Source organism: Pseudomonas sp. CGJS7, from assembly GCF_036961695.1.
The window spans coordinates 1-11,245 of sequence record NZ_JBAMDI010000212.1; the positions used below are offsets into that span (position 1 = coordinate 1).

The 11,245-nt window shown below is 68.4% G+C and carries 9 protein-coding genes; 4 read left to right on the plus strand and 5 right to left on the minus strand.

Annotation, left to right across the window (positions count from 1 at the left end; all coding sequences use genetic code 11):
• Positions 1 to 120: 120 nt before the first annotated feature.
• From V7787_RS50610 to V7787_RS50620, 3 genes are all read right to left on the minus strand, one after another.
• Positions 121 to 792 carry a hypothetical protein gene (locus V7787_RS50610; protein WP_336095088.1) on the minus strand — a complete coding sequence of 224 codons (672 nt, stop codon included), beginning with the start codon at positions 790 to 792 and terminating at the stop codon, positions 121 to 123.
• Positions 793 to 798: 6 nt separating this feature from the next.
• Positions 799 to 1,893 carry an NAD(P) transhydrogenase subunit alpha gene (locus V7787_RS50615; RefSeq protein WP_336095096.1) on the minus strand — a complete coding sequence of 365 codons (1,095 nt, stop codon included), beginning with the start codon at positions 1,891 to 1,893 and terminating at the stop codon, positions 799 to 801.
• A 328-nt stretch (positions 1,894 to 2,221) separates the two neighbouring features.
• Positions 2,222 to 4,531 carry a DUF1631 family protein gene (locus V7787_RS50620; RefSeq protein ID WP_336095089.1) on the minus strand — a complete coding sequence of 770 codons (2,310 nt, stop codon included), beginning with the start codon at positions 4,529 to 4,531 and terminating at the stop codon, positions 2,222 to 2,224.
• A 121-nt stretch (positions 4,532 to 4,652) separates the two neighbouring features.
• Here V7787_RS50620 and V7787_RS50625 point away from each other — a divergent pair, with 121 nt between their 5' ends.
• The 3 genes from V7787_RS50625 to V7787_RS50635 all read left to right on the plus strand — a co-directional run bounded on the left by V7787_RS50625 (position 4,653) and on the right by V7787_RS50635 (position 6,918).
• Positions 4,653 to 5,237 carry a nitroreductase family protein gene (locus V7787_RS50625; protein ID WP_336095090.1) on the plus strand — a complete coding sequence of 195 codons (585 nt, stop codon included), beginning with the start codon at positions 4,653 to 4,655 and terminating at the stop codon, positions 5,235 to 5,237.
• A 24-nt stretch (positions 5,238 to 5,261) separates the two neighbouring features.
• Positions 5,262 to 6,191 carry a 5'-3' exonuclease gene (locus tag V7787_RS50630; RefSeq protein WP_336095091.1) on the plus strand — a complete coding sequence of 310 codons (930 nt, stop codon included), beginning with the start codon at positions 5,262 to 5,264 and terminating at the stop codon, positions 6,189 to 6,191.
• A 160-nt stretch (positions 6,192 to 6,351) separates the two neighbouring features.
• A complete protein-coding gene (locus V7787_RS50635; RefSeq protein ID WP_336095092.1) occupies positions 6,352 to 6,918 on the plus strand; it encodes an NUDIX hydrolase in 567 nt (188 codons plus the stop codon).
• A 96-nt stretch (positions 6,919 to 7,014) separates the two neighbouring features.
• Here the strand turns inward: V7787_RS50635 and pip are convergent, their stop codons facing one another.
• Both pip and prmC read right to left on the minus strand, forming a co-directional pair.
• Positions 7,015 to 7,956, minus strand: a complete 942-nt coding sequence (pip, locus tag V7787_RS50640; RefSeq protein ID WP_336095093.1) for a prolyl aminopeptidase — start codon at positions 7,954 to 7,956, stop codon at positions 7,015 to 7,017.
• Between the two features lie 373 nt (positions 7,957 to 8,329).
• Positions 8,330 to 9,163, minus strand: coding sequence for a peptide chain release factor N(5)-glutamine methyltransferase (prmC, locus tag V7787_RS50645; RefSeq protein WP_336095094.1), 834 nt, complete (start codon positions 9,161 to 9,163; stop codon positions 8,330 to 8,332).
• Between the two features lie 439 nt (positions 9,164 to 9,602).
• On the opposite strand from prmC, the gene V7787_RS50650 reads away from it, so the two are divergent.
• On the plus strand, positions 9,603 to 11,204 hold the full coding sequence (locus tag V7787_RS50650) for a PKD domain-containing protein (RefSeq protein WP_336095095.1): 1,602 nt from the start codon (positions 9,603 to 9,605) through the stop codon (positions 11,202 to 11,204).
• Positions 11,205 to 11,245 lie beyond the last annotated feature (41 nt).

The following is an 11,245-nucleotide window of genomic DNA, read 5'->3' on the forward strand; positions in this document are numbered from 1 at the left end:
TTTCGCCGGAATGACGGGGAGAAGAGTGACGGTGAGAATGAAGTTTTCGATGCAGCCGGTTGCCGCGACTGCGTAACTGACAGGCCTCGCAAGGCATCAGCGCATCGGCGCCACCGCGCCTCACCCGCCTGGCTTCAACCGATGCTGCTCCCACGGAAACTCCCGCGCATGCAGCGCGAAGTACGCGCTCGGCAGATTCACGCCGACCCCGGCCAAGCCATCGTGCAAGGCGTGACGCACGGCTTCGTCGCCGGGTTCCGGCGGCTTGGTCAGGAACAGCGCCTCGTGCTGGCGATAGCACAGGCTGTATTCGTACTCGACCGCGCCGCCCCAGAAACACGCCGAGTGGTACAGCACCGGCAGCGACAATTCCGCCGCCAGTTCGCTCAGGTAACGCCGCAACGACGGCGGCGGCAGCGAATCGACGTCTTCGGGCACGGTATCGGCCGCCGGCGTCTCGCCGCTGGTGCATTCCAGCAAATACATCGCCAGCCGCCGGCCGATCCGGTCCGGTTCCGGGCCTTGCTCGTGCTTGGGACGCAGGCTCGACCACTCCAGCGACGGCGTGCCGTACCAGGAGTCGTCGCCCTCATCGCCGCGGGTATCGCGCACCGGGCGGATCGCGATCAGCCCGCCCTCGGGCAAGCCGTGGCGATGTTCCTCGGCATGCCACGGATGATCGTCCAGATCGCGCACCCAATACGCGAACGGCGCCAGCAACGGATCGGCAACGATCCGCTGCACCGCTTGCGCGGTGGCCGGGATCAGGATTTCGTCGGCGAACCAGGTCATCCGCGCTCAGGCCGCCGTGGCGCGCTCCGGCCAGATCGTCTTGGCCAGCAGTTCGTCGTTCCAATCGAAACTCAGCTTGCCGTCGTCGACGAACAGGCTGACGAAGTTGAGCACGTTGCGCGCGTACATCTCGCTGGCGTGGACCGCGCCGCTGCTGGCCAGATTCAACGGACCGGCGATGGTCACCCCGTCGGCGTCGATGGTTTCGCCGGGCCGGGTCAGTTCGCAATTGCCGCCGGTTTCGGCGGCCAGATCGACCAGCACGCTGCCCGGCTTCATCCCGGCGATCATCGCCGCGGTCACGATCTTCGGCGCCGGACGGCCGGGCACGGCCGCGGTGCAGACGATCACGTCGATGTTCTTCAAATGCTCGCCCAGGCGGCGCTGCTGTTCGGCGCGTTCTTCCTCGGTGAGTTGGCGGGCGTAACCGCCCTCGCCCGCGGCGCTCACGCCCAGGTCGAGGAACTTGCCGCCCAGCGATTCGATCTGTTCGCGCGTTTCCGGGCGCACGTCGAAACCTTCCACCTGCGCGCCCAGGCGCTTGGCCGTGGCGATGGCCTGCAATCCGGCCACGCCGGCGCCGACGATCAGCACCTTCGACGGACGGATCGTACCGGCCGCGGTGGTCAGCATCGGGAAGAACCGCGGCGCCAGCTGCGCGGCGATCAGCACCGCCTTGTAACCGGCCATGCCGGCTTGCGAGCTGAGCACGTCCATGGCCTGCGCGCGGGTGGTGCGCGGCAAGCGTTCGAGCGGGAACGCGTTGAGCTTGCGCGCAAGGATGGCCTCGCCGCGCGCGGCATCGGCCTGCGGCTGCAGCAAGCCGATCAGCGCCGCGCCTTCGCGCAATTGCGCCAAGCGCGCCGGATCCGGCGCCTGCACGCACAACACCACTTCGGCGTCGGCGGTGGCTGCGGCCGCATCGTCGGCCAGTTCGGCGCCGGCCTGGACGTAGGCGTCGTCGGTGAAACTCGCCGAACGTCCGGCGCCGCGCTGCACGCGTACGCGCGCGCCGCGGGCGACCAGTTTCTTGCAGGTCTCCGGCGTCAGCGCCACGCGCTTTTCGCCGGATGCGGTTTCGCTCGCAACGCCAATCGTGATGCCCGACATGCTCCGCTCCGTGCCCCGTTCGTCGCATCCTAACGGAATGATCGGGGCGCGTGCGATCTCGGATCGATGACCGCGGGCCGGCGGTGTCGCGGAAGCGGATTGAGGTCACAGGGCGAGCGGACGCCGGCCGGTGCGGTCGCGGCGGACGCATCGCGAGGCTTCGCGGGCGCGGGCTTGGCCCGGCGCGGTGCGCCGCGGCCGCTTCGCCCGCGCGGCGGGCGACCGCGATGGCCGCGGGTTGCGCGGTGTTACAAAAGATTTCGGGGCTTTCGCCCCGATCGATGTTCGCTGCGTGCCGCCGGCCGGATACCCGCGGGGTTCAGATCACCCGGTCCAGATGCCTGCGCACCTGACGCATCGCTTCGTCGAACGCGGTGCGCTCGGCGCCGACCAGCAGCCGCCCGGACGCGGCCAATACCGCCAGTTCTTCGGCCGAAGCGACCAGGGCGCGCACGCCGCGCCGGTTCACCAGCAAGAAACGCGAGGTCAGCGGGCTGACCCAGGCGACCTTGACCGCAACGGTCTCGCCCTGGGTGTTGGTCAGGCGCAGCCAATCGCCGGGTTCGAGCTGGCGCATGCGCTCGGCCAGCAGCGGATCGTGCGCGACCTGGGCGGTGCCGCCGGCCAGATACAGGCGACGCTCCTCGGCCACGTCTTCTTCGACCTCAGCCGCGCTCGGCAGCGGGTGCGCCATGCGCTCCTTGTCCGGCGTGGCCAAGGCGCGCACCAGACCGGCCATGCCGTGCTGGGCGGCGCTGTCGTCCAGGCCGGAACTGGCCAGGCACTGGGCGATGATCGGCTGCAACGCCAGCAATTGATCGGCCAGCTCGCGCCCGCGATTCTCCGCGGCGAGCTTGTCGGCCATCACCAGCGCGTCGCCCAGCGCCAGGGCTTGCGCGCGGCGCTTGGGGTCTTCGTTTTCGCGCAGCATCACCTGGACCAGATGGTGCCGCCACGGGGTGGAGATGAAGTCGGCCACCGCCTGGGTCAGGCGGCCTTCGCCGATGCGCTCGCGCACCGCCTGGTCGGCCTGATTGCGCGCCGCGCCGAGGCGCTCGCGGCCGTAGGTAGCCTTGGCCGCGCGCTGTTCCTGCAATTCGATCCGGCGCCGGTGCTGGGCCAGCAACGCGTCCAGCTCGGCGTGGGCGAGTTCGAACACTGCCAGGTCTTCGTTGTACTCCGAGACGATGCGCTGGGAGATTTCCGAGGCGCGTTCGAGCAGATCGCGGTCCTGCGGCGTCTCGCCGTCGTTGCCCTCGCAGGCCTCGGTGATCGCATCGAGCAGGCGCCGCGCCGGGTGTTCGCGTTTGACGAACACCGCGTTGTCGGTCAGCGCGACCTTCACGTACGGCATCACCAGCCGCGCGTACACGCGCCGGGCGCGGTCCTGCAGGGCGTGGTTGCGGAACAGCGAATCGAACAACAACGCGACCAGATCGATCGCGTCGTCTTCTTCGGCGCTGAAGCAGGTCTGATCGGGGTTGAAGCCCAACCGGCGCGCGCCGTCGTAAAGCTGATCGCGGATGGTCTCGCCGAGCCGGCCGGACACCGACAGCGCGCGTGCGTACGCGTCCGGCGGTTCGGGCTGCAGCAGCGAGGCCATGCCGACCACTTCTTCCACCCGCAGCTCGCGCCGCGGCGCCATCGTGCGCTGCGGCTGCTGGTGGGTCGGCGGCAAGCCGCCGGCCTTGATCAAGCCCTCGCGCCAGGCGTGCAGTTGCGAGCGCAGCTCGGCCAGTTCACTGGCCATCGCCGCGACATCGGCCGGCGACACCTGCGCCTGAGCGCCGCCGTCGGCGTGCCCTGCGTGCCCGCCATGTCCGGCATGCGCGCCGTCGGCGTAACCGCCGCCGGCCATGCCGCTGTAGTCGTGGGCCGCGGACGGATCGCGATGCGGCACGGTGTCGAATACATCGTCCAGCGTGTTGCGGTCGCGGCGCTCCTCGGCCGGACGCGCCGGCGTACCGGGCGCGGCGCCGGGCAGGGCCATGCCGTAACCGGCGGTGGCCAGCAGGCTGCTGATGCGCGCGTACAGATCGCCGAGCAGCCGCGAGAGTTCTTGTTCGTATTGGCGGAACAGGCGGATGCGCAGGCTTTCGTTGACCTGGGCTTCGCTGTAGATCGCGGTGAACGCCCGCACCAGCCGGCTCGGCCCGAGCGGCATCTCGCCGCCGCTGGAACCCAGCGCCTGGGCCAGCATCTTGAAGCGGCCGTCGAGCATTTCCAGCGGGCGCTGATAGCGCTGGTCCAGCGCCTCGCTGAGCCGCTCGCCGTCCAGGTCGAAGGCCAGTTGCTGCTCGCCGACCAATTGCAGCGGCGAGCCGCCCAGGCCGCCGACCGCCGCGCCGGGCGAGCGGAACTGCTCGAAGCCCTGGCCGACGTGCTGACGAAACGCCATCACATGGCTGGCCTGTTGCTGGCGCAACACCCACAATGCGGCTTGATCTTCGAAATGGTGGTTGCGGCCGTCGCCCTTCAGCGAATCGGCCTTCAGGGCGTCCTCGATCGGCCCGTACAGGGTGCCAGGCAGCCCCCCGAGTTGCTCGAGCGTCTGTCGTTTGATTTCTTCGAGCACGCGCGACGGATCGGTGCGCGTACCTTGAACGACGCCGTGCACGTGACCGGACACTGTACGGAGTTCCCCCTGGTGATGGCGTGTCTCCGCGACTCGCCGGGATTCAGAATAGTGCCTAGATGCGACCGTTTATGTGTCGCCGTTCATTTTTGTGACAAGGATTCGATTTACTTAAATGGCTACCCCCAATCCAGACTTGCTTGCCGCGCTCGACAGCCGGCGCTCGATCCCCGCCAAGCAGCTTTCGGCGCCCGGACCGGACGAAATTACCCTTCAGCGTATGCTGACCTCGGCCGTGCGCGTGCCCGATCACGGCAAGCGCGTGGCGTTCCGCTTCCTCACCATCCAGGGCGATGCCCGGCATGTGCTCGGCGAGCGCATCGCCGCGCGCGGGATCGAAAAATTTCCCGACGCCGGCCCCGCCGCGGTGGAGAAAGACCGCGGCCGTTTCTCGCACGCGCCGTTGATCGTGGCGGTGATCGCGCAACTCGGCCCGGACGAAAAAATCCCCGAGTTCGAGCGCACCCTCACCGCCGGCTGCGTCTGCTTCGCCCTGTTGCAAGCCGCGCAGGCGCTGGGCTTCGGTGCGGTCTGGCTGACCGGCTGGCCGGCCTACGACGAACAGGTCGAAGCGTGGCTGGGCCTGGCCGATGAGGAATGCATCGCCGGTTTCATCCACATCGGCACGCCCAAGCTGGACGCGCCCGAACGCGAACGCCCGGATCCGGCCGCGCTGACCCGCGCCTGGTCCCCGCTCTGAGCGGCCGCATGTTTGAATGACCGCATGAACCACCCCGCGCCCACTCCGCTGTATCTGGTCGACGCCAGCCTGTACGTATTCCGGGCCTGGCACTCGATCCCCGACGATTTCCAGGACGCCGAAGGCTGGCCCAGCAACGCCGTGCACGGCTTCGCCCGGTTCCTGCTGGAGCTGATCGAGCGCGAGAAGCCGCGGCATATCGCCATCGCCTTCGACGAAGCGCTGGACTCGTGCTTCCGCAACCAGTTGTACCCGGCCTACAAGGCCAACCGCGACCCGGCGCCGGATGCGCTCAAGCGTCAGTTCGGCCACTGCAAGGCCTTGTGCCAGGCGCTGGGGCTGGCGGTGCTGGCCGATGCGCAGTACGAGGCCGACGACCTGATCGGCAGCGCGATCGTGGCGATGCGCGGGCACGGCTATCGCGGGGTGATCGTGTCGGCCGACAAGGATCTGTCGCAGTTGTTGGTCGACCGCGACGAGCAATGGGATTTCGCCCGCGGCGTGCGCTGGACCGCCGACGGCGTGCCCGAGCGGCAAGGCGTGCAGGCGCGGCAGGTGGCCGATTATCTGGCGCTGACCGGCGATGCGGTCGACAACATTCCCGGCGTGCCCGGGATCGGCGCCAAGACCGCGGCCGCCCTGCTCGCCCATTTCGACACGCTCGATGCGTTGCTGGCGCGGGTCGAGGAAGTTCCGTTCCTGCGCCTGCGCGGCGCCGCCAGCGCGGCCGCGCGGCTGCGCGAGCACCGCGCCCAGGCCTTGCTGTGCCGGCAACTGACCACCATCGCCGTGGACGCGCCGCTGCCCGACAGCGGCGGCCATTTCGTCCGCGGCCAGGCCGATGCGGCGAACTTGCAGGCGTTGTGCGACCGCCTGCGTTTCGGTCCGATGACCCGGCGCCGGTTGTTCGACGCGGTCGGCCTGGACTTCGCGGCGTCACAAGTTCCGTCGTAGCATCGTTGCAATGCGGCAGGGGCTTGCCAGTTCGCGAGCTCACGCGCCGGACGCGATACGCTGGCCGCGCGAGCGCGGCATCCCGCTCCGGCCGAACACATCGACATCACTTTGAAGCGTAGCGGGCCGCGGCCCGCGACACGCCCACGCGAGGAACGCAATGACCCAGGCAGATCACGCAGCCCACGACGCAGCGGTGGAAACCATCTACACCGGCCAATGGCTGCGCATGATGCGCCGCGGTCACTGGGAGTACGCCGAACGCACCCACGGCAAGGGCATGGCGGTGATCATCATCGCCGTGACGCCGGACGACAACGTCCTGTTCGTCGAGCAATACCGCGTGCCGCTGGGCGCGCGCACCATCGAAATGCCGGCCGGCCTGGTCGGCGACGATCACGATCACGACACCCTGGAATCGGCGGCCAGCCGCGAGTTGGTCGAAGAAACCGGCTGGGAACCGGCGAAGGTGGAAGTGCTGCTGACCGGCCCGACCTCGGCCGGCATGAGCAGCGAACGCATCGCCTTCGTTCGCGCCAGCGGCTTGCATAAGGTCGGCGACGGCGGCGGCGTGGCCGGCGAAGACATCATCGTCCACCAGGTGCCGCGCGCGCAGGCGCCGGCGTGGCTGATGGGCAAGCAGGCGGAAGGTTTCGAGCTCGACCTGAAGTTGTGGGCCGGGCTGTGGATGATCGAGCGCAACCCGGATGGGTCGGCTGCGGGTTAAGCGCGCAACTGCACTGCCGCAACTCCCCCTGTAGGAGCTGCGCAAGCGCATCGCCTGAGCCGAGCGTGGGCGGCACTGCCGCCCACGCATCGCCGATCAAGCGAACCGATCGGTCGCGCGCACCAGCGCATCCACGTTCTCGGCCTCGAACGCCGAATGCCCCGACGCCGGGGTGATGGTCAGTTCCGCCTTCGGCCAGGCCTGCTTGAGTTCCCAGGCGTTCTGCACCGGGCAGACCACGTCGTAACGGCCGTGCACGATCACCCCGGGGATGTCGGCGATCTTGTGCGCGTCGCGCAGCAGCTGATCCTCGACTTCGAAGAAACCGCCGTTGACGAAGTAGTGGTTCTCGATCCGGGCGAACGCCAGGGCGAACTTGGCGTCCTCGTGGCCGCTGACGAAATCCTCGTCGACGTGCAGGAAGCTGGTCGCGCCTTCCCACACGCTCCAGGCGCGCGCGGCGTCCAGGCGGGTGGCTTCGTCTTCGCTGGTCAGGCGGCGATGGAAGGCGCTGATCAGATCGTGGCGCTCTACCGGCGGAATCGCCTTGAGGTAGTGCTCCCACGCATCGGGGAACAGGCGCGAGGCACCTTCCTGGTAGAACCATTCCAGTTCCCAGCGGCGCAGCATGAAGATCCCGCGCAGCACCAGCTCGGTCACCTGCTGCGGATGGGTTTGCGCGTAGGCCAGCGCCAGGGTCGAACCCCAGGAGCCGCCGAACACCTGCCAGCGGTCTATGCCGAGCTTGGCGCGCAGCTTTTCGATATCGGCCACCAAGTCCCAGGTGGTGTTGCCGACCAGATCCGCATGCGGGGTCGAACGCCCGCTGCCGCGCTGATCGAACAGGACGATGCGGTACTTGGCCGGGTCGTGGAAGCGGCGCATTTTCGCGCTGCAACCCGCGCCGGGGCCGCCGTGCAGCAGCACCACCGGCTTGCCTTCGGGGTTGCCGCACTGCTCGTAGTACAGGACATGGCGGTCGTCGACCTTGATCGTGCCGGTGTCGAAGGGTTCGATATCGGGATAAAGCGTGCGCATCGCGATGCCTCGCAGTGGGGATGCGGGGAGTTTACCGGGCTGGGGGGGTGGGATTCGGGTTTCGCGAGTCGGAACCAGCAACAGCGCACTCCCCTACCGTCATTCCCGCGAACGCGGGCTCCGCTTTACTTCGGCGGAGCCGAACATCCAGGGCCTTTCGTGCGAGAACGCTTGAAGTCAATGGATTCCCGCGTTCGCGGGAATGACGATCTGGAAGGATGGCGCTGAAGGCTCTGGATGTTCGGCTCCGCCGAAGTAAAGCGGAGCCCGCGTTCGCGGGAATGACGGGCTGGAGGGATGACGCTGAAGTCTCTGGATTCCCGCCTTCGCGGGAATGACGTCCTGGAGGGATCGCGCCGCGAGCAAGCCGCGATCACCCCACCGCCAACCGCCCCAAACTCACCCGATCGCGCCCTTCCCAATCCTGCTCGGTCGCCACCTCGCTCAACCCCGCCGCCAGCAACAGCGCGCGCACCGCCTCGCCCTGCCGCCAGCCGTGTTCGATCAGCAGCCAACCGCCCGGCCGCAGATGCGCCGGCGCTTCGCGGGCGATGATCCGGATCGCATCCAGACCGTCCGCGCCCGAAGCCAAGGCGCCGTTGGGTTCGTAACGCAGATCGCCCTGGCGCAAATGCGGATCGTCCGATTCGATGTAGGGCGGGTTGCTGGCGATCAGATCGAACCGCTCGCCGGCCAGCGGCGCGAACCAGTCGCCCAGGCGGAACTCGACCCGCGCCAGCCCCAACGCCGCGGCGTTTTCGCGCGCGATCTGCAACGCCTGCGCGCTGACGTCGACCGCGATCACCCGCGCCGACGGCCGCTCCAGCGCCAAGGCCAATGCGATCGCGCCGCTGCCGGTGCCGAGATCGGCGATCGCCAACGGGCCAGCGCCGGATTCGGGCAAACGCAGCAGAGCCAGTTCGACCAGGCGCTCAGTCTCCGGACGCGGAATCAAGGTCGCCGGGGTGACCCGCAGATCGAAGCGCCAGAAACCGCGCGAGCCGATCAGGTACGCGACCGGTTCGCCCTCGGCGCGACGCGCGATCAGCGCGCGTACCGCCTCCGCCTGAGCATCGTCCAGGCCGTCGTCGCCGTGCGCGAACAACCAACTGCGCGGTTTGCCGAGCGCGTGGCAGACCAGCAACTCGGCATCGGCCGCGTCCATACGTTGGCGCGCCTCGCGCAGCAGGGCATCGATGCGGGTCATGGGCGGCGCGGACGGAATCGACGGAACGGGGGCGCCATCGTAGCGCGGCACGACGAAAACGGCCGCTCGCGCGATCCCCATCGACACGGCCCGCGCGAACGGCGCGAGCCGTCGCCGCCAGCGCCCGCGCGAAACCGTGCTGCGACGCAACGCGCCGCATCGCCGGGCGATGCGCGGCCCGCGATCCGCGTCGCCGCGCACCGGCGCGCTCAGCACTTTGATTGCTCAGGAAAAACCTCGGCCCGACCGCACGTTTAAACGTTTTTACCTTATTTAAATCGATCCAAGTGTTGACACGCCGAAATCGCCGCTCGCAATGTCGGCCCGTCGCCGCAGCGCGACAACGACCGCGTCTTCGCCTCGCGACCACCCTCGCGATGCGACCACGCGCACAGCCGCCATTGCGTCGCCGTCGACGCTCATCGCAGGGGACCGCTCCATGTCGAAGTCGCACCAGCCATCGTCCGCCACCCGTCGCCTCGTTCCGGCGCTCGCCGCGTTGACGCTCGCCCTCGCCGCGCCGGCCGCGATCGGCGCGGAGTCGGCGATCTTCGGCGGCGGTCCGTTCTATTCCGGCGGGCAGACCGTGATCAACGATCTCAAGGCCTCCGGTTTCACCACCGTGTTCCTGTGGAGCATCCACATCGAGGACAACGGCGATCTGGTCTACAACGACATCCCGATCGTCAAGAACGGCGCCTACACCGGCGCCGACGCCGATTGGCCGGCGCGATTGGCCTCGCTGAAAACCGCGCCGACCTCGGTCAAGCGGGTGGAAGTCTCGATCGGCGCCTGGGGCGTGCCCGATTTCGAGCGCATGTCCAAACTGGCCAACGGCACCGCCGCCGGCTGCGGCACCACGATCGTCTGCGGCACCGGCAGCACCAGCATCCTCTACCGCAATTTCCAGGCGTTGAAGACCGCCACCGGCGCCGACGCGGTCAACTTCGACGATGAGAGCCACTACAACGTCGCCGACACCACCACCTTCGGCCAGATGCTGGTCGGGCTGGGCTACAAGATCACTTTCGCGCCCTACACCAACCAGAGCTTCTGGAAGGGCGTGAAAGACAACCTCGGCGCGTCGGTCGACCGCATCTACCTGCAGGTCTACGACGGCGGCGCCGGCAACAACCCGTCCACCTGGAACACCGCGATGGGCATGACCGTGATGCCAGGCCTGTGGACCAAGCACGGCAGCGGCTGCAGCGCCGGCGACAGCCCCAGCCAGGTCAACACCCGCATGGCCGGCTGGAAAACCAGCGCCGGCATCAGCGGCGGTTTCCTGTGGTTGTACGACGACATCCTGGCGTGCTCGGCGCAAGGCACCACCGCCCAATACGCGGCGGCGATCAACAACGCGCTCAGCGGCAACACCGCGCCGGTGGCCAATTTCGGCGTCAGCGTCAGCGGGCTGACCGCGACCTTCAGCGATTCCTCCAGCGACGCCGACGGCAGCATCGCCTCGCGCAGCTGGAACTTCGGCGACGGCGGCACCTCGACCGCGACCAATCCCAGCCGCACTTACGCCAGCGCCGGCAACTACACCGTCAGCCTGACCGTGACCGACAACGGTGGCGCGACCAATACCAAAACTCAGACGGTCTCGGTCGGCGCGGGCAACGTCAATCTGGCCTTGAACAAGGCCACCACCAGCTCGGCCGCGTGCAACAGCAACGAATCCGGCGCCAAGGCGGTCAACGGCAGCGTGTCGGGCGGCAACACCGACAAGTTCTGTTCGCTGGCCTCGCCCTCGTGGCTGCAGGTCGACCTGGGTTCGGCGCAGACCGTCAGCAGCTTCGTGGTCAAGCACGCCGGCGCCGGCGGCGAGTCGGCCAGTTGGAACAGCAAGGCCTTCACCATCCAGACCTCGACCAACGGCACCAGCTGGAGCACGCCGGTGACGGTGACGGCGAATACCGCGAGCACCTCGACCCATTCGATCAGCGCCACGTCCGCGCGCTACGTCAAGCTCAACGTGACCGCGCCGACCCAGAACACCGATCCGGCCACGCGCATTTACGAGTTCGAGGTGCGCTGAGCCGCGAACCACCGCGCAGTTTCGACAGCACCCTGTAGGAG